The sequence below is a fragment of the Pseudomonas sp. Irchel 3E13 genome (genome assembly GCF_900187455.1).
In the GTDB taxonomy this organism is placed as follows: domain Bacteria; phylum Pseudomonadota; class Gammaproteobacteria; order Pseudomonadales; family Pseudomonadaceae; genus Aquipseudomonas.
Genome location: NZ_FYDX01000010.1, coordinates 48616 through 67652 on the forward strand (window position 1 = coordinate 48616; position 19037 = coordinate 67652).

A 19037-nucleotide genomic window follows, 5' to 3' on the forward strand; every position below is an offset into this window, starting at 1 on the left:
ATGGCTTTTGCCGCTCCAGGTCTTGACGCGATTTTGCGGAACATCCTGCGGGACATTCGCAACCTTCAAGCCGAAGCCGATATCGGCCCGGACAGTGATAACTACGTTCGATCAGCCGCTGTCGCATCGGCCATTGAGGGGCTGTATCAAAAGCTGGCTTGGCTGTACCGCCAGATATTCCCAGATACGGCTGATGAGGAAGAGCTAGTTCACGCTGCGGCCTTGCGTGGCGTCGTGCGTAAGGATCCAGTTGCGGCGGCCGGCACGGCGATACTGAAAGGGGCGCCGGGGGTCGGGCTGCTGCTGGGCGCATCGTTGCGGCATGTTGCGACGGGTGCGGTGTTCACGGCGAAAGCGAACACAAAACTTGGCGTGGATGGCACCGCGTCAGTTGTCGTAGAGGCCGAGACCGTCGGCCTGTCGATGAACGACCTCACAGGTGCGTTGACCGTCACCAGCCCGCCGCTAGGCATGGACGCAAACGCCGCATTTGAGGGTGAAACAGCGGGTGGTGAAGATCAGGAGACGGTCGAATCTTTGTTGGCGCGTTTCCTGGACATTCTTCAGTCGCCACCTGCCGGCGGCGCAGAGTATGACTTCCGCCGTTGGGCGCTGGAGGTCGAGGGGGTAACGGGTGCCCTGGTTATCCCTCGGCGTCGGGGCGGCGGGACCATCGATGTAGTCATCACGGCCAGCGAAGGCATCCCTTCCGAGGCAGTTATTGCGGCCTGTCTGTCGCACATACAGGGCCAGTGTTCGGTTATCGCGGATGTCTGGGTATACGCCCCAACAATCCGCACGGTGAGCGCGGCAGCCAATGTCGAGTTGGCAGATGGCTACACCCTTGCTGATGTTCAGGCAGCGGCCCAGCGGGCATATGACGCGCTATTGAAGGCTTTGAAGCCGCGTGAAGGGCTCAAGCGCTCGCAGATCGAAGGGTTGATCAGCAACCTGGCCGGCGTCGTTGACCGTTCTGTTACGGCTCCAGCGGGCAACATTGCCGCATCCGATGATCCCGCGTTGATCGGCTGGATTAGGCCAGGCGCTCTCACCTTGGGGCTTCTGGAATGACGACGCTCGCTGATCAGTTGCGGTTGCTATTGCCGCCGGTTTCCTACAGCGGCAACGCGCCTTACTTATCCGCCACCATTGAGGCGGAAGCGAATGCGATGAATCTTGCTGACGCTCAGGCAAGCAGAGTCTATAGCGCAATTTTCCCGGACTCCGGCGAGGGGCTGGCCGACTGGGAGCGTGTCCTTGCCCTTCCTGACCCGTGCGTAGCGGGCATCGCTCGGACTGTGGGTCAGCGGGTGCAGGCGGTCGTCAGCAAGCTGCAAGGGCGTGCAGGACAGAGCAAAGGGTTCTTCATCGCTCTGGCAAAGGCCATGGGCTATGACATCACGATCACCACGTTTCAACCTGCTCGGGCGGGCCTCGCAAGAGCCGGCGATCCCATCAACGGTGGCGACTGGTCGTTCACCTGGCGAGTGAATGCGCCTGCCGTCACCGTCACGCATGCCCGTGCCGGTGCAACCGGTGCAGGCGATCCGCTAACGATTTGGGGCAACAGGGCCCTTGAATGCCGGCTTAGTCAAATGAAGCCAGCCGAATCTATTTTGCTGTTCGGGTACGGAGGCAACTAATGCAAAAAATTGGAGACATCACCAACACCGCTAATGCGTCTGGCGAGTTTACTGAGGGCAGTCCAGCGGCAGGCGTTGAGGCAACGCTGTTAAAGGCGCAATGGTTTAATACCATCCAGCGAGAGTTAGTGGGGCTTGTTCTCGGGGCCGGTATTTCACTAAGTGCCAGTGACGATGCCCAAGTATTGAAAGCTGTGAAGGCGCTGGCAGGAACTGCTGCCGATTTCGACAAGTTGTTGAACAAGCCTACTACGTTGGAAGGTTATGGCATTGGGGACGGCCTTAAAAAAGGCTACCGAGGGCTGGGTGGTAAAACCGCGCCGGCTGGTTTGGTGGACGATATCGGGCTTGAGGGCGGCTTTTATTCCTATGCGCAGGGAGGTAGTGCGCTGGGACAGTATGTATCCGTACTGAATATCCCTTACTCAACGGCAGACTATGCCGCGCAACTTGCTTTTGCATACTCCGGTGATGAGCCCATTGTTCGTGTGCGTGCGGCAAAGTCTTCTGGTGCTTGGGGCAATGTGCGCGTGCTTTGGCATAGTGGCAACTTTAACCCCACTTACTACGCTGCGAAAGCAACGACGCTCGCCGGATATGGCATCAACGACGCATTCACTCGGTCGGAAACAAATGATCTGTTGGCTGCAAAAGCAACAAAGGCAACCAGCTTGGTCGGTTATGGGATTGCGGATGCTTATACCAAGTCTTATATAGACGCTGAATTCGCAAAGAGGGCGTATTTGGCAATTACGCTGGCCGGTTACGGAATAGGTGATGCTTATACAAAGACGGAAGTAGATGCAGCACTTTCCAATAAACTTTCGGTCGGTGGTGTAAGTCAGCAAGTACCTGTAGTTGCGGCAGGTACAGTCGGTCTAGGGTACACAGATGCTGCAATGCACATACGTGAGGCAAAAGTTGTTGGTGCTGCGCAGTCAAGTGATGAGTATGCGCCGGCCATCGGATTCCATTGGCTTGGGCGTACTACTGGCCGGTTAATTATGGACGCCCTTGGTGTGTTGAAATGGAATGGTATTGCGCTGCTCACTGGCGCAAGAGCTACCCAAGGTGAAGTCGGCGGCGACGGAGGCGGAGCCGATAATGTGGTAACGGTTTCCAAACTACGGTTTGGCTTCAACATGATCAAAGGCGGCGGGGGTGCAAATAACGCAGTAGTATTTCCTGCTTGGCTTGGCGGCTTGATGATCCAGTGGGGGGTCCACGTTGCTAATACCTCTGATGCGGAAACTGCCGTCACTTTCCCGCTGGGGTTCAACATTATCCCAGCGTGCGTAAGTATGCTCACCCACGACGGTGTTCTCGCTCAGTCAAGTGTTGTTTCTCAGGCTCGCGGCTTGAGTGCATCGGGTTTTCAGTCTCGCCGGGAAGACATTGGAACAGCATCTGCATTCAGCGCGACAGCTTATATCCGCTGGATTGCAGTTGGTTATTAAGAGAGGGTAAGTATGAGCATTTGGGCAACGTGGGTTGAGGCTGATGGCCGTTTCTTGTATTCCCTTACTGATAACGGCGGAGTTGAGATTACCAAGGAGCGGCATTTGGCGCTTCTTGATGCAGGCTCAGGCGGCAAGGTAATTCGACCAGGCAGGAAGGGAGTGCCCGAAATTGCGGAGCCAGCGCCGCCGAGCGCCGAGGTACTGCGCGATGTTGAGCGGTCTTGGCGCGATGCTGAACTGAATCGCTATGAGTGGGTCGTGACCCGGCATCGCGACGAGGTTGAGATGGACTACGGTACGTCCGTCGACCTTGAGCAGTTCGCGGAGCTGATGGCTTACCGCAAGGCCCTTCGCGACTGGCCGGCAGTCGAGGCGTTTCCAAGCATTGAACACAGGCCGCAGCCGCCTACTTGGCTAATCGACCAGCCGGCGAGCTAACCAGTGGTGCCAAACCCGTCGTTCAGCGGTGCCAAATCCGGCGCGCGCTTACAGATCGGTCTCGACACCCCTCCTGACATCCGACAAAAAAGCCAGACCGCCTCGCTCAGGATTGAAATTCGGACACATTATGAAAGATACTGTTTCTCATTAACGTCCGATAATTCCTCCCACCGGCGATCCTTTTTCCCATGCTGACGTCTCCCGTGTCCGGGCTGCTGGCCAGTTTCCAGGAACACTACGATGAGCTGCTGCAGTTCCTGACCCGGCGCATGAACGACCGCCAGCGCGCGGCCGATGTCGCCCAGGAAACCTACCTCAAGTTGGTGAAGATCGAGCAGCAGGCGCTGCCGGTGCTGCATGCGCGCAGTTTCATTTTCCGCGTCGCCGGCAATCTGGCGATCGACACCTTGCGTCGCGAACAACGCCAGGAGAGCAACCTCGGCGACAGCGACGCCGCAGCGCAGATGGCTTGTCCGGCGCCCGCACCGGAGGCGGCGCTGCTGGCCCGGGAGCGTCTGGAAATCCTTGATGAAGCCTTGTTGCAACTGTCGGAAAACGCCCGCCAGGCGCTGTTGCTCAATCGCGTCGAGGGCCTGACCCAGGCGCAGATTGCACAACGACTGGGCGTTTCCGAGAGCATGGTGGCAAAATACATCGGCCAGGCCCTGCGCCATTGCCGGGACTGGCTCAAGCACAACCATGACTGAAGCCTCCATGTCCGAACCGCAGCCAGTGACCGACCTTTCCGACGATGCCATCGACTGGCAGGTCCTGTTGCATTCGGGCAACGCCACTCAGGCCGATCGCGACCGCTACCAGCGCTGGCGCGGGCTCAGCGCCGAGCATCTGGCCGCCGCCGAAGAGGCCGAAGCGCTGTGGGGCGATCTCGGTCACACCCAGGCCGCGGCGCAACTGCCAAAGGCCCCCCGTCGTCGCCACTGGGGGTCGGCCATCGCCGCCTCGCTGCTGGCGGCCATGCTCGGCTACGGTGGCTGGCAGCAGGCCCCGGCGCTGCTGGCCGATTACCACACCAGCACCGGCGAGCGCCGCACCATCACCCTGGAAGATGGCTCGAAGGTCACCCTCAACAGCGCCAGTGCGCTGTCGGTGAATTTCAGCGGCGAGCGCCGCACGGTGTCGCTCAAGGCGGGCGAGGCGTTGTTCGAACCGGCCGCGGACCCGCGCCCCTTCGTGGTAGACAGCGGCGCCGAGGCGGTGCAGGGCAGCGACGCGGTGTTCAGCGTGCGGCGGCAGGGTAGCGGCAACAGCGTGGTGGTCACCCGTGGCGAAGCGCAGGTTGGCGAGCTGCGCGTGGCGGTCAGTCCTGACGCCCAGGCCCAGACCGCCTGGCAACGCGGCAAGCTGATCTTCAATGGCCGGCCGCTGCGCGAAGTGATCGCTGAACTTGAGCGCTACCAGCACGGGCGCATCCTGATCTCCGACAGCCAGGTGGGCGCGCTGCAGGTCAGCGGCGTGTTCGACCTCAATGATCCCCATGCGCTGCTGCGCACCCTCGAACAGCGCTATGCGCTGAAGGTCACCTACCTGCCGTGGTTGGCCGTGCTCTACTGATTTTTTCCGGGCGAAAATAATTTCGGAAAGTCACTGCAAGTTCTTCGACGCCAGATCGTCGTAGTGGGACTGATCAGCAATCCGTTCTCATTTACGTTTACCTGTCTGGAAGAAAACAGTGAAAGGTCCGTTCAACTCCGCCGCGCGTTCCACCGACTATTTCAAGCATGCCGTGCTGGCATCCTCCGTTGCCGCCGCGTTGCTCGGCGCCGTTGCCGTGCAGGCCGCCGAAGCCGTCGCCCCGGTACAGGCCGCCGCTTCGCAGGCCCGCCAGGTCAGCCTCGACCTGCCAGCGCAAAGCCTCGACCAGACCCTGACCCGCTTCGCCGACCAGGCCGATTTGCACCTGCTGTTCACCACCAGTGATGTCGCCGGGCTGTCCAGCTCCGGGCTGCGCGGCACCTTCAGCATCGAAGACGCGTTGCAGCGGCTGCTGGCCGGCAGCGGCATGAGCTGGCAATTCAGCGACGCGCGCACGGTGATCCTGCGCAAGGGCGAACCGCAGGCCAGCGTCAGCCTCAAGCCGATCGAAGTCAGCGTCGCCTCGCGTACCAGCACTTCCATCAGTGAAATCCCTGGCACTGTCTGGGTGGTCGACCAGGAGCAACTGAAAGAACAGATCAGCAGCGGCGTGAGCCTCAAGGAAGCCATCGGCAAGCTGGTGCCGGGCCTCGACCTGGCGCCGGAAGGGCGGACCAACTACGGCCAGAACATGCGCGGTCGCAACGTGCTGGTGATGATCGACGGCGTCAGCCAGAACAGCTCCCGCGGCCTGTCGCGGCAGTTCGACAGCATCTCGCCGTTCAACGTCCAGCGCGTCGAAGTGCTGTCTGGCGCCAGCGCCATTTATGGCGGCGGCGCCACCGGCGGCATCATCAACATCGTCACCAAGAAAGGTGAGCCGGGGCCGGCGCGCTTCGAAACCCAGGTCGGCGCCAGTAGCGGCTTCAACAACAGCGATGACCTGTCCACCCGCGTCGCCCAGTCCATCAGCGGCGGCAACGAGCGCATCAACGGCCGCCTGGGCGTTTCCGCCGAGCAGAACGAAGCCTTCTACGACGGTGCCGGCAACCAGATCTTCATCGACAACACCCAGACCGACCTGCAATACAACCGCACCATCGACGTGATGGGCAGCCTTGGCCTGCAGTTCAACGAGCAGCAGAGCCTCGACCTGCTCGCCCAGTACTACGATTCGGGCAACCACGGCAGCACCGGAATCTTCTTTCCCCACCTGAACTACAACGCCCCGTCGGACCTGGAAAACGCCGAGCTGCGCAGCGGCTACTCCACCGACCTGGAGCCGCGCACCAAGCGCCTGCTGCTCAACGCCAACTACCACCACGCCGACGTGCTCGGCCAGGACTTCTACCTGCAGGCGTCGTACCGCAAGGAAGACGACAACTTCTACCCGTTTCCCTACTACAATCCGGGCACGCCAGCCGGTTCCCGCGGCGTGTACTTCGCCGCTTCGCAACAGAACTTCGAGGTCAGCAGCCTGAAGGCGCTGTTTGCCAAGCAATGGGACAGCCTCAAGCTGACCTACGGCGTGGACCTCGACCGCGAGCGTTTCAACGCCGAGCAAACCACCTTCGACGCGCGCGCTTCATCGAACAGCGGCGGCCTGGACCTGAACGAGGCGAGCAAGGCGGCGCGTTATCCCAGCTACCGCGTCGACGGCATTTCCGCCTACGCGCAACTGGACTGGCACCTCACCGATAACCTGACCCTGTCCGGTGGTGCCCGGCGCCAGCAGATGGACGTGGATGTCAGCGACTTCAAGGGTGTTCCCGGCGGCAGCAACGATTACCAGGTCAGCCTGTATAACCTCGGCGCCATCTACGACTTCAAGAACGGTCATCAGGTCTGGACCAACTACGGCGAAGGCTTCGACCTGCCGGACCCGGCCAAGTACTACGGCAAGGCCGGCATGAGCGTCGAGGACAACCCGCTGGCGGGGATCAAGAGCCGGCAGGTGGAAATGGGCTGGCGCTATGCCGACCTCGACTGGGATGCCCAGGCGGCGGTGTATTACATCTGGTCGGACAAGATCATCAACGTCGACTCGAAGACCCTGACCATCAACGTCGATGAGAAGAAGAGCCGCGACTTCGGCCTCGAAGGCGCGCTGACCCGTCACTTCGAAAGCGGCTGGGAGGCCGGCACCACCCTGCACCTGGTGCGCTCGGAAGAAGAAGACGCCAGCGGCGACTGGATCAAGCGCGATGCCCGCTATGCCTCGCTGTCCAAGTCCACCGCCTTCGTCGGCTGGAAGGGCGATGGTCGCAGCGCGCGCCTGCAAGCGAACAAAGCCTTCACCCTCAAGGACGACGCCGACCACACGATCAGCGGTTACACCACCCTCGACCTGCTGGGCAGCCAGGACACCGGCTTCGGCACCTTCAGCGCCGGCATCCAGAACCTGCTGGACAAGCAGTACAGCACCGTCTGGGGCCAGCGCGCGACGCTGTTCTATTCGCCGGTTTACGGCCCGGCCTACCTCTACGACTACCAGGGACGCGGTCGGACCTACACCCTGACTTGGTCGCTCGCCTACTGATCCGGCCATGGCACCCGGTGAACGCGCCGGGTGCCATCAGGGCAATCGTTCCCCCTGTAACAATATGAATTACCTCCGTGAGGTTTGCGGCTTTGTCGCGAACCTCTCGGGCCGTAGGCTATCCAACGCTTGGTGATGCCCACGTGCGGAGGTGATTGTGTTCGAACGCGCCCATTCCATCCTGATCGGTACCGCGCTGATCTTCTCGATCAGCGGCCCGCTGCTGGCCGCCACTGCTGACAACCCGCAGAACAGCCCGATTCACCGGGCCAACCCCAACAGCCGCCAAGGCACGGTGCCGACCACGCCGCCCATGCCTGGACCTTCCACCGCACCCAATCCTCGTCCGCCGACCCTCGAAAACCGTGGCATCGGCAACGGCGACAACCTGCGGCGCGAACAACAGACGCCGCGTCTCGAACCCTCCCGTCCGCCCCGCGATTCACAGCGCGCGCCGTGATCGCCCCTCGAAAGGAATCCCGCATGACCTCACGTTCCTGGCTGCTCGCCCTGGGTGCCTCCGTTCTCTTGCCGCTCGGCGCCCAGGCCGCGCCCGAACGCACCTTCCCCAGCGAAGACGGCACCCTCAAGGTCAACACCCTGGCCGAAGGCCTCAAGCATCCGTGGGCCCTGGCCTTCCTGCCGGGAACCCAGGGCATCCTGGTCACCGAACGCCAGGGCAACCTGCGCGTGATCGGCGCGGAAGGGCGGGTCGGCCCGCCGCTGAGCGGTGTGCCGGAGGTCTGGGCGCAAGGGCAGGGCGGCTTGCTCGATGTGGTGCTGTCACCCACCTTCGACAAGGACCGGCTGGTTTATCTGTCCTATGCCGAAGGCGGTGGCGAGGGCGGCACGGCAGGCACTGCGGTAGGCCGCGGACGGCTGTCCAGCGACCTCGCCCGGATCGAGGATTTCAACGTGATCTTCCGCCAGGAGCCGAAGCTCTCGACCGGCAACCATTTCGGCTCGCGGCTGGTGTTCGACCGCAATGGCTACCTGTTCATCGCCTTGGGCGAGAACAATCAGCGAGCCACATCGCAAGACCTCGACAAACTACAGGGCAAGGTGGTGCGCATCCTGCCCGATGGCGAGATTCCCAAGGACAACCCCTTCGTCGGACAGAAAAACGTGCAGCCGGCGATCTGGTCCTATGGCCATCGCAACCAGCAGGGCGCGGCGCTCAACCCCTGGACCGGGCAGCTCTGGACCCACGAACACGGCCCGCGTGGCGGCGACGAAATCAACATCCCCAAGCCCGGCAAGAACTACGGCTGGCCGCTGGCGACCCATGGCATCAACTACTCGCTGCTGCCGATTCCCGAGGCCAAGGGCAAGGAAGTGGAGGGGACCGTTCCGCCGCACCACGTCTGGGAGAAATCCCCGGCCATCAGCGGCATGGCCTTCTATGACAACGAGCGCTTCAAGGCCTGGGACCACAGCCTGTTCATCGGCGCGCTGGCGGCGCAGGAGGTGATTCGCCTGCAACTGAACGGCGACAAGATCGTTCACGAAGAACGGATGCTCGGACAGTTGAATGCCCGGGTCCGCGATGTGCGGGTCGGACCGGACGGGTTTCTGTATGTGCTGACAGACGAGGAAGACGGGCAGTTGTTGAAGGTCGGGCTGGCCGAGTAATTCGCGGCCGTTTGTGCGGGCCTCATCGCCGACTATGCCGGTGATGAGGCCCCTGAAAATCCCTACACAATCCGCGTCATCCCTGATGTACCCTGTGCCCTTTTTCCCACCGAGGGCCTGCATGTCCAGCGTCAACACCCCATTGGCCCTTTACCAGCAGGCCATCACTGCCCAAGGTTTCGTCGCCGACCCCGCCCAGCAACAGGCCGCCGCAGCCCTGCAGGCCTGCTTCGAGGCGGTCGAACGCGGTGAGCCGGCCAATGGCGTCTACCTCTGGGGCCCGGTCGGGCGCGGCAAGACCTGGCTGATGGACCAGTTCCATCGCTGCCTGACCATTCCCGCCCGGCGCCAGCACTTCCACCATTTCATGCGTTGGGTTCACCAGCGTCTGTTCCAGCTCAACGGCACCGCTGACCCGTTGCAGGCCCTGGCCTTTTCCCTGGCCGAAGAAATCCGCGTGCTGTGTTTCGATGAGCTGTTCGTCAACGATATCGGCGACGCAATCATCCTTGGCCGCCTGTTCCAGGTGCTGTTCGAGGCCGGTGTGGTGGTGGTCGCCACCTCCAACCAGCCGCCACGGCAGCTTTATGCCGATGGCTTCAACCGCGAGCGTTTCCTGCCGGCGATCGAGGCGATCGAGCGCTGCATGACCGTGGTGCCGGTTCACGGCGAGCAGGACCACCGCCTGCACCCCGGCGCGCTGCATCAGCGTTATTGGGTTCGCGATCCGGCGGCGCTGGCCAATGTGTTCGCGCAATTGAGCGGTGACGCACCGGCGACCAGCGAAGACCTGGAAGTCGGTTATCGCACCCTGCAGGTGGTGCGCCGCAGTGACAAGGTGCTGTGGTGCGATTACCCGCAACTCTGCGAGCAACCGTTGGCGGCCATGGAGTTCATGGCCCTGTGCGAGCGTTTCGACGCCATCCTGCTGGGCGGCGTGCCGGCCCTTGGCGCGCCGACGCGGCCGGGCAAGATCGCCCGGGGCACCGAGGACGCCGCCGAACGGGTCGTGGCAGGGGACCGCGAACTGCCGCAACTGTCGGTGCAGGACGACGGCGCCCGGCGTTTCATCGCGCTGGTCGATGAGTGTTACGACCAGCGCGTGGCCCTGTATCTCGAAGCCGACGTCCCGCTGGAAGTTCTCTACACGCAAGGGTATCTGGAGTTCCCGTTCCGCCGGACCCTCAGCCGGTTGCAGGAAATGCAACTGCAGCGCTTCTGCTGAGGATTTGCGCAGGGCCTGTCACAGGCTCTGCCAGCCAAGGGTGATGACCACCAGCACCAGATAGCGCCCGCCTTTTGCCAGGGTCACCAGCAATACGAAGCGCCAGAACGGCTCGCGCATGATGCCGGCGATCAAGGTCAGTGGGTCGCCGATCACCGGCATCCAGCTCAACAGCAGCGACCACTGCCCATGGCGACGGTAACGCTGCTGGGCCTTTTCCAGTTGCGCGGCAGAGAAGGGGAACCAGCGTTTGTCGCGCCAGCGCTCGATGGCCCGCCCCAGCAGCCAATTGACGATCGAACCCAGCACATTGCCCACCGTCGCCACCAGCCACAGGCTCGCCACGGCGGCCGGGTCGTGGAGCAGCAACCCGACCAGCACCGCCTCGGACTGCAACGGCAGCAAGGTGGCGGCGCCAAACGCCGCCAGAAACAGACCCCAGTAACTCAACACGGCATGGCCACAATCATCGTTCGACAGGCCTCGTAGGATATTTCCCGGATATCGCCGCGGCCAGCGAGGAAATCTTTGCTGACATGATCGTTCATAAAATAGAACGCTAAAGCGAATTTTCGCTATCTAGTGCCAATAAGGTTCTGAATTTAATCTTCTCCCATCAACGCAAACGCAGCCGAGCGGCCTCAGTATCGGGGCACGGGCCTACTAATCGTCAGGGAATGTTGCATATGAACAGCGCCGATCAAGACAACCGCAGCGTGGTAACACTGGTGATCCAGCACAAGGCCCGCGCCGACGCGCTCGCCCAGTACGAAGCCTGGCTCAAGCGCGCGGTCAGCGTCGCCCGCCAGCAGCCGGGTCACCTGGACGTCAATGTGATCCGTCCCGACGCCGATGGGCGCCACTTCACCACGGTCGTGCGCTTTGCCCAGGCGAGCCAGTTGCAGGCGTGGGTCAACTCCGCCGAGCGCCAGGCGATGATCGATGAGGTCATGCCGCTGCTGGAAGATGGCGACAACACCCAGGTCCATGACGACCCCGAATTCTGGTTCACCCCGCCCAGCGCCGGCGCACCACAACCGCCGCGCTGGAAACAGGCCTTGCTGACCTACCTGGTGATCTGCCCGATGACCTTTCTGATCCCGGCGCTGCTGGCGCCGCTGTTCGCGCAGTTCCCGCTGCTCGGTGGGCGGATCATCGGCAACATGATTGGCAACCTGTTCGTCATTTTGCCGGTGGTCTTTTTCATCATGCCCTGGCTGACCCGCCGCACCGCCGCCTGGCTGCGCGCCTGAACGTTTCCCACACCCCGTACTCAAGACTCTGACCACCCTGTTTCCCGGAGATACCCCTATGAGCACCCTCGTTACCCGTGATGGCACCGCGATTTATTACAAAGACTGGGGCAGCGGCAAGCCCGTGCTGTTCAGCCACGGCTGGCCGCTGGATGCTGACATGTGGGATGTACAGATGGAGTTCCTGGCCAGCCGCGGCTACCGCGCCATCGCTTTCGACCGCCGTGGTTTCGGCCGCTCCAGCCAGCCGTGGAACGGTTACGACTACGACACCTTCGCTGACGATATCGCCCAATTGATCGAGCACCTCGACCTGCGCGACGTCACCCTGGTGGGCTTCTCCATGGGCGGCGGCGATGTCACCCGCTACATCGCCCGGCATGGCAGCGAGCGGGTCGCCGGCCTGGTGCTGCTGGGTGCGGTGACCCCGCTGTTCATCAAGACCGTCGACAACCCCGATGGCGTCGACAAATCGGTGTTCGACGGCATCAAGGCCGGCCTGCGCGCCGACCGCGCCCAGTTCATTGCCGACTTCGCCACGCCGTTCTATGGCATCAACCATGGGCAGCAGGTGTCCCAGGGCGTGCAGGCCCAGACGCTGAACATCGCGTTGATGGCGTCGCTCAAGAGCACGCTGGATTGCGTGACGGCATTCTCGGAAACCGACTTCCGCCCCGACATGGCGAAGATCGACGTACCGACCCTGGTGATCCACGGTGACGACGACCAGATCGTGCCGTTCGAAACCACCGGCAAGAAGGCTGCGGAGATGATTCGCGGGGCGGAACTGACGGTGTACAGCGGTGCGCCGCACGGGTTCGCGGTGACCCATGCGCAGCAGTTGAATGACGATTTGCTGGCGTTTTTGTCGCGGTAAGTCGGGTTTACGGCTACAAGGCCAAAATACTTCGAGGCGAGGATCGGGCGAGGGCTGCCCGGTCCTCGCCTCGATCGTTTTGGCGCCCTTCAGATTGAGCGCCATCACTACCCTGTGGGAGTGGATTCATCCACATTCGCGGTGACCTGACGCTCTGTATTGTCTGCGAGATGTGTAGATACTCATGCAGCGATGCGTCGCTCAGTCGGCGCTCGATCCCATCAATACCGAAAATTCTCAGGCATCCCCCCACTCACGCCATATCGCTCTGCGCAAACTCCTCCGCCAAATGGTCAATCAGCGAGCGCACCGACGGCAGCAGCCCACGTCGCGACGGGAAGATGGCGTGGACAATCCCGCAACGTGGTTGCCACTCCGGCAACAACTCCACCAGCCGCCCCTCGGCCAGGTCTTCACGCACTGCGACCCGCGGCAAATGCGCGATGCCCACCCCCGCAACCACGAAGTGGCGCAAGGCGAACAAGTCGTCGGTGACCATCCGTGGTTTGTGCGGAATCACCAGGCTGGTGCTCATGTCCTCGCCCTGGAACAACTCCCACTGGTATTCGCGCTGGGCACTGCCCCAGTGAACGCTGGGCAACTGGCTGAGCATCTGCGGATCGAAACCCTTCGGCAAACGTTCGAGCAGCGCGGGCTGGCCGACCAGGCATTGGGTGCTGTTGCTCAGCACCTTCATCACCATGTCGGTGTTTTCCAGCGGCGGGAAGCGCACCCGCAGCGCTACGTCGACGCCTTCGTGAAGCAGGTCGACGCGGCGGTTGGTGCTCTCGATGAACAGTTCCACCCGTGGGTACTTGAGCATGTAGCGGGTCAGCATCGGGCCGACCCAGGAGTTGAGCAGGGTGGTGGGGCAACTGATTCGCACCAGGCCGCGGGGTTCGCTGAGGTTGCGCGCGATGACTTCCGCCGCGCCTTCGGCCTCGACCCGCATGGCCGTGCAACGGCGGTAATACTCCTGGCCGATTTCGGTCAGTGAGCAATGGCGGCTGGTGCGGTGCAAAAGGCGAACGCCCAGCCGCTCTTCAAGGTCGGCGATGCGCCGGCTGAGTTTCGACTTGGGCATGTCCAGCGCCCGCCCGGCCGGGGCGAAGCCGCCGTGTTCGACCACTTGGGTGAAGTAATAGAGGGAGTTGAGGTCTTCCAAGGATCGTTCTCCGGCTGGAACGCTAGTGGAAAACCGGGGAGTCTATCTCAGCAAAGGTGATCTTTCAGGCCCGGTTCAATCCACATCCGCCTCGAACAGCCGCTCCAGCTCCAGCCGCGCCTCCTGGGCGGTCTGCATCACCTTGGCCTTGTCGTCGCGGACCCGCCCCTGGACGCTGAGCACTTCCTCGTCATGCCGGGTAAAGCGCTGGATGCGATCAGCCGCCTGCGCCTCGCTCAAACCCAGCCCCACCAGCGTCAGCCGGCTCATTTCCAGGCTGGAGTGGAACGTCTCGCGGATCGGTTCGGCGCCCACGTCCACCAGCTTGTGCACATGCTGGCGGTTACGCGCCCGGGCGATGACCTTGAGGTGCGGATACAACTGCTTGACCCGTGCGGCGGTTCGGGTGGTGATCTCCGGGTCGTCGGTGGTGATGACGAAGTATTCGGCCTCGCCGACCTTGGCCGCATGCAGCACTTCGGGGCGCTGCGGGTCGCCGTAGAACACCGGCGCCTGTTCGAACATGCGCGTCATTTCGATGGCATCCACCGACGTTTCCAGGGCAACGAAGGGAATCTTCTGTGCGCGCAAGATGCGCGCGATGATCTGGCCCATGCGGCCCATGCCGACAATCACTACCCGTGGTGCATCGGTGGCGATGTCCTTGTACTGCTCCGGCACTTCGCGGGGCGCCTGCGGGCGTTTGCCGAGGCGGGCGCAGCCCAGCAGCAACAGCGGGGTGATGGCCATGGACAAGGTGATGGTCATCAGCAGCAGGTCGAAGGTCTGGGCGTCGAACAGGCCCTGGTCGCGGCCCAGCTTGAACACCACGAAGGCGAACTCGCCGCCCGCCGCCAGCACCACGCCGAGGCGCAGGGCGCTGACGTTGCTGAGCCCACCGGCAAGGCGCCCGACCAGCATCAACAACGGCAACTTCACCCCCACCAGCAACAGGGTCAGGCCAAGCACTACCAGCGGCATCTGCACCAGCAGGCTGAGGTTGGCGCCCATGCCGACGCTGATGAAGAACAGCCCCAGCAGCAGGCCCTTGAACGGTTCGATCTGCGATTCCAGCTCATGCCGGTATTCCGAATCGGCGAGCAACAGCCCGGCGAGAAACGCGCCGAGCGCCATGGAAATTCCGGCTTCCTCCATCAGCCAGGCGGTGCCGATGACCACCAGCAGCGCGGTGGCGGTGGACACTTCCGGCAAGCCGGTGCGCGCCACGGTGCGGAACAGCGGGCGCAGCAGGTAACGACCGCCGACGATGACAATCGCGATACTGCCGAACACTTTCAAACCGTGTTCGAGGCTGTCGCCGTGGCTGGTGTCCGGGCCGCTGGCGGCCAGCAATGGCACCAGGGCGATCAGCGGAATCGCGGCGATGTCCTGGAACAACAGGATGGCAAACGCCAACCGGCCATGAGGCGCGTTGAGCTGTTTGCTTTCGGCCAGGCTTTGCAGACCGAAGGCGGTGGACGACAGCGCCAGGCCCAGGCCAAGCACCAGCGCGGCCGGTAGCGACTGGGCAAAGCCGAACAGGGCGATGGCGCCGATCACCGCGCCGGTCAGCAGCACTTGCGCCAGGCCGACGCCGAACACCGACTTGCGCATCAGCCACAGCCGACGCGGCGACAGCTCCAGGCCAATGATGAACAGGAGCAGGACCACGCCCAGCTCGGAAATGTGCGCGACGCTTTGCGTGTCGCGAATCAGCCCCAGCGCCTGCGGGCCAATGACCACGCCGGCCAGCAGGTAGCCGAGCACGGCGCCGAGTTGCAGGCGCTTGGCCAGGGGGACGGTGATGACTGCGGCGACGAGAAAAATCACTGCGGTTTGCAGCAGGCTGCCTTCGTGTGGCATCGCTCGGACTCCATGAGCTGCATGAGGCAGCGTTTAAAAAGAGCCTGCATTTTGGCGTCGGGCTCAGGGTCGGACAATCTGTCTGAATGGCGACAGATCGTCCACCTGAGAGGGACAGTAAGCGGCTTGTGGCTTACTTGTACTGCGCGACCACTTCGTCCTTGCCGTCGGTGGTCAGGCCGATCACCTGGTAGGCGTCCTTGTGGTCGCCCATTTCCATGCCGGGCGAGCCCATCGGCATGCCCGGCACGGCCAGGCCGCGCAGGTCAGGGCGCTTGGCCAGGACCGAAATCTGCTCCGCCGGCACATGGCCTTCGACGAACTTGCCGTCGATCACGCCGGTGTGGCACGAAGCCAGGCGCGGCGCCACGCCGAGGCGCTGCTTGACCGCGCTCATGTTCGGCTCGACATGGTCGTTGACGGTGTAGCCGTTGTCGCGCAGGTGGGTGATCCATTCCTTGCAGCAGCCGCAGTTGGGATCGCGGTAGACATCGATGGTCTGGCCGGCTTGGGCCAGGGTGCTCAGGGCCAGCAGGCCGAGGGCGGCGAGGTTGTTTTTCAGCATGGGTTGTCTCCTTGGAATTCTGTGTGCTTGCGGGCGGCGGGGGCTAAAACCTGAACCTCACCCCAGCCAGCCAGCGTGTCTGTCCGACATCCCCGTCTTCATCCCGGGTCATCTCGGCCGTGTCGCCATACACCCGGTTGAACGACACCCCGACATAGGGCGCAAACCACGGTGTGATTTCGTAGCGCAGGCGCAGCCCGACCTCGCTGTCCGACAGCCCGGAACCCTGGGTGCGGCCCGGGTCATCGCGGCCGTGAAGGTTGACTTCCACGTTCGGCTCAAGCCGCCAGCGTTGGGTCAGGAGAATAGCGTACGCGGCCTCCAGGCGCAGCGCGGTTTGATGTCGCTCGCCCGCGTACAGCGTGGCTTCCAGCTCCATGCCGTAGAGCGGCGTGCCCTGGATGCCGAGGGCGGCCCAGGTTTGCCCGCTGCCCGGCTTGAAGTCCTGGCGCAGGCCAGCGACCACTTCCCACCACGGGCTGACCGCATGGCCCCACAGCGCCTGCAGTTCGGCCTTGTGGGTCTTGCCCTGTTCGCGCTCGCCTTCCGTGCGCAGCCAGAGCCGGTCGATATCGCCGCCGACCCAGGCGTTGGCATTCCAGTTCAGCGCGTTGCTGTTCTCGACGTCCTGATATTCGAGTTGCTCGACGGTCACCGCCCAGTTGATCTGCCGGTCATGCACCTGATGGCCCGGCAGTGGCGGGAAGGCGGCCTGGCGATCGGCGTCGGTGATGGGCTTCAGTGGCGTGCGCGGCTGATCGACGTTGGACGGCGGGCTGCCGTGGTCCATGCCGCCGTGATTCATCGCGCCATGATTCATGCTGCCGTGATCCATGCCCGCGTGGTTCATCGCCGCTGCCCGCAGTTCTTCACTGCCCAGCAGCAACACCAGGGCCATGCCGCCGAGCAGCGGCCGGTTGAGTCGTTCATTCATCGACGCGCACCTCGCGGAACATGCCGGTCTCCATGTGATAGAGCAGGTGGCAGTGGTAGGCCCAGCGGCCCAGGGCATCGGCGCTGACCCGGTAGCTGCGGCGGCTGCCCGGCGGCATGTCGATGGTGTGCTTGCGCACCTGGAACCGGCCGTGTTCGTCCTCCAGATCGCTCCACAGGCCGTGCAGGTGAATCGGGTGGGCCATCATGGTGTCGTTGACCAGGGTGATGCGCAGGCGCTCGCCGTATTTCAGGCGCAAAGGCTCGGCGTCGGAGAAACGCACGCCGTCGAACGACCAGGCGAAGCGCTCCATGTGTCCGGTCAGGTGCAGTTCTATTTCCCGGCCCGGCTCGCGACCATCGGGGTCGGCGAAGGTGCTCCGCAGGTCGGCGTAGCTCAGCACCCGGCGGCCATTGTTGCGCAGGCCGAGGCCGGGATCGGCGAGGTTGGCCTGCGGTGTCATGGTTTGCATGTCCACCAGCGGGTTGTTGGTTTCCGACGCCGGGTGCTGCTGCATGCCGGGCATGTTGCCGTGGTCCATGCCGCTCATCTGGCTGTGGTCCATGCCGCCCATGCCCGCCATGGCACCGTGGTCCATGCCCATGTCGGCCATGCGTAGTCGCGGGCGCGGATCGGTCGCTGGAACCTCGGCCTGTAGCCCCGGCGCTCGGGCCAGGGTGCCGCGGGCGTAGCCGCTGCGGTCCATGCTCTGGGCGAACAGGGTGTAGGCCGGCTGATCGCCGACGCTGACCAGCACGTCATAGGTTTCCGCCACCGCCAGGCGCAGTTCGTCTACGGTTACCGGTCGCACCGGCTGGCCGTCGGCGGCGATCACGGTGAGCTTCAGTCCGGGGATGCGGAAGTCGAAATAGGTCATCGCCGAGCCGTTGATCAAGCGCAGGCGCAGGGTTTCGCCGGGCTGGAACAGGCAGGTGAAATTGCCCTCGGGCGGCTGTCCGTTGAGCAGGTAGGTGTAGGTGGCGGCGCTGATGTCGGCGATATCGGTCGGGGTCATGTGCATCTGCGCCCATTCCGTGCGTTCGGCCAGGGTCGCGCGCCAGCCGTCGCGGGCAACATCGTCAACGAAGTCGCCCAGGGTGCGCTGCTGTCGGTTGAAGTAGTCGGACTGCTTCTTCAAGGTCGTCAGCAGCTCGGCGGGTGGCTGGTCACTCCAGTCGCTGAGCAGCAGCACGCAGTCGCGCTGATAGACATGCGGCTCGGGTGTTTTCGGCTCGATGACGATGGCGCCATAGACGCCGGCCTGCTCCTGCAGCCCCGAATGGCTGTGGTACCAGTAGGTGCCGTGCTGCTCCAGGGTGAAGCGGTAGAGGTAATCGCCACCGGGTTCGATACCGGCGAAACTCAGGCCGGGCACGCCGTCCATGTTGGCGGGCAGGATGATGCCGTGCCAGTGCAGCGACGTGGGTTCGGCGAGGCGGTTGCGCACCCGCAGGGTCACGGTGTCGCCCTCGCGCCAGCGCAGCACCGGGCCGGGCAGGCTGTCGTTGATGGTCAGCGCAGTGCGCGGCTTGCCGGTGAAGTTCACGGCCGTCTGGCCGATGAACAGCTCGAAGTGCTGGCCGGCCAGTTCGCCGCTGTTGCGCTCGCTGGCCCAGGCGTGCGGGCGCCAGAGGCCGAGGCCGCCAACGGCGCCGGCTGCGGCCAGGCCCTTGACGAAGGTGCGTCGGGTCGGAAGGTGGGGCATGGGGTCGTCTGTCCATCAGCAAAGATGGGCTGACCTTAGTCGCAGGGTGCTGTCAGAAAACTGAGGTTTGAATTACAGATTTGTCAGCGAGAAAATAGCGGGCTTCATGCGCGGGTTTTTTGCGCCACAGGATTTGAATGGT

17 protein-coding genes and 1 pseudogene are annotated in these 19037 nt (G+C 63.2%); 12 read left to right on the forward strand and 6 right to left on the reverse strand.

All coding sequences use genetic code 11. The features are described from left to right. The 10 genes and pseudogenes from CKW37_RS18635 to zapE all read left to right on the forward strand — a co-directional run bounded on the left by CKW37_RS18635 (nt 1) and on the right by zapE (nt 10533). Complete coding sequence (locus CKW37_RS18635) at nt 1-1071, forward strand: baseplate J/gp47 family protein (RefSeq protein WP_095157194.1); 1071 nt, start codon at nt 1-3, stop codon at nt 1069-1071. Further along, nucleotides 1068-1643, forward strand: coding sequence for a YmfQ family protein (locus tag CKW37_RS18640; protein ID WP_095157195.1), 576 nt, complete (start codon nt 1068-1070; stop codon nt 1641-1643). The genes CKW37_RS18635 and CKW37_RS18640 overlap by 4 nt, the downstream gene beginning before the upstream one ends. Continuing rightward, nucleotides 1643-3100 (forward strand): hypothetical protein, encoded by a 1458-nt coding sequence (locus CKW37_RS18645; RefSeq protein ID WP_095157196.1) that lies wholly within the window; start codon nt 1643-1645, stop codon nt 3098-3100. The genes CKW37_RS18640 and CKW37_RS18645 overlap by 1 nt, the downstream gene beginning before the upstream one ends. Nucleotides 3101-3112: 12 nt before the next feature. After that, nucleotides 3113-3541, forward strand: coding sequence for a phage tail assembly chaperone (locus CKW37_RS18650; protein ID WP_095157197.1), 429 nt, complete (start codon nt 3113-3115; stop codon nt 3539-3541). 191 nt (nt 3542-3732) lie between these two features. Next, nucleotides 3733-4239 (forward strand): annotated as a pseudogene (locus CKW37_RS18655) (RNA polymerase sigma factor); the annotation flags it as partial. Nucleotides 4240-4243: 4 nt separating this feature from the next. Next, nucleotides 4244-5116 (forward strand): FecR domain-containing protein, encoded by an 873-nt coding sequence (locus CKW37_RS18660; RefSeq protein ID WP_095157199.1) that lies wholly within the window; start codon nt 4244-4246, stop codon nt 5114-5116. Nucleotides 5117-5234: 118 nt separating this feature from the next. After that, nucleotides 5235-7676 carry a TonB-dependent receptor gene (locus CKW37_RS18665; protein ID WP_095157200.1) on the forward strand — a complete coding sequence of 814 codons (2442 nt, stop codon included), beginning with the start codon at nt 5235-5237 and terminating at the stop codon, nt 7674-7676. A gap of 178 nt (nt 7677-7854) precedes the next feature. Beyond that, entirely contained in the window at nt 7855-8136 is a 282-nt protein-coding gene (locus CKW37_RS18670) for a hypothetical protein (RefSeq protein WP_371864309.1), read from the forward strand. Between the two features lie 23 nt (nt 8137-8159). Further along, nucleotides 8160-9308: a PQQ-dependent sugar dehydrogenase gene (locus tag CKW37_RS18675; protein WP_095157202.1), complete on the forward strand. Its 1149-nt coding sequence runs from the start codon at nt 8160-8162 to the stop codon at nt 9306-9308. 85 nt (nt 9309-9393) lie between these two features. Then, nucleotides 9394-10533 (forward strand): cell division protein ZapE, encoded by a 1140-nt coding sequence (gene zapE, locus CKW37_RS18680; RefSeq protein ID WP_256587804.1) that lies wholly within the window; start codon nt 9394-9396, stop codon nt 10531-10533. Nucleotides 10534-10551: 18 nt separating this feature from the next. Here the strand turns inward: zapE and CKW37_RS18685 are convergent, their stop codons facing one another. Next, the gene (locus tag CKW37_RS18685) at nt 10552-10986 is read right to left on the reverse strand and encodes a YqaA family protein (RefSeq protein ID WP_095157204.1); all 435 of its coding nucleotides are present in this window, start codon (nt 10984-10986) and stop codon (nt 10552-10554) included. Nucleotides 10987-11219: 233 nt separating this feature from the next. On the opposite strand from CKW37_RS18685, the gene CKW37_RS18690 reads away from it, so the two are divergent. Together CKW37_RS18690 and CKW37_RS18695 are read left to right on the forward strand one after the other, a co-directional pair. After that, on the forward strand, nt 11220-11786 hold the full coding sequence (locus CKW37_RS18690) for an antibiotic biosynthesis monooxygenase (RefSeq protein ID WP_095157205.1): 567 nt from the start codon (nt 11220-11222) through the stop codon (nt 11784-11786). Between the two features lie 58 nt (nt 11787-11844). Next, a complete protein-coding gene (locus CKW37_RS18695) occupies nt 11845-12663 on the forward strand; it encodes an alpha/beta fold hydrolase (protein ID WP_095157206.1) in 819 nt (272 codons plus the stop codon). A gap of 253 nt (nt 12664-12916) precedes the next feature. Here CKW37_RS18695 and CKW37_RS18700 read toward each other — a convergent pair whose 3' ends face one another. The 5 genes from CKW37_RS18700 to CKW37_RS18720 form a co-directional block, all read right to left on the reverse strand. Beyond that, nucleotides 12917-13828, reverse strand: coding sequence for a LysR substrate-binding domain-containing protein (locus tag CKW37_RS18700; RefSeq protein ID WP_095157207.1), 912 nt, complete (start codon nt 13826-13828; stop codon nt 12917-12919). 75 nt (nt 13829-13903) lie between these two features. Next, on the reverse strand, nt 13904-15691 hold the full coding sequence (locus CKW37_RS18705) for a monovalent cation:proton antiporter-2 (CPA2) family protein (RefSeq protein WP_095157208.1): 1788 nt from the start codon (nt 15689-15691) through the stop codon (nt 13904-13906). A 133-nt stretch (nt 15692-15824) separates the two neighbouring features. Continuing rightward, nucleotides 15825-16256, reverse strand: coding sequence for a DUF411 domain-containing protein (locus tag CKW37_RS18710; RefSeq protein WP_095157209.1), 432 nt, complete (start codon nt 16254-16256; stop codon nt 15825-15827). A 43-nt stretch (nt 16257-16299) separates the two neighbouring features. After that, on the reverse strand, nt 16300-17190 hold the full coding sequence (locus CKW37_RS18715; protein ID WP_095157210.1) for a copper resistance protein B: 891 nt from the start codon (nt 17188-17190) through the stop codon (nt 16300-16302). After that, nucleotides 17183-18895 (reverse strand): copper resistance system multicopper oxidase, encoded by a 1713-nt coding sequence (locus CKW37_RS18720; protein ID WP_095157211.1) that lies wholly within the window; start codon nt 18893-18895, stop codon nt 17183-17185. The genes CKW37_RS18715 and CKW37_RS18720 overlap by 8 nt, the downstream gene beginning before the upstream one ends. Between the last annotated feature and the right edge of the window lie 142 nt (nt 18896-19037).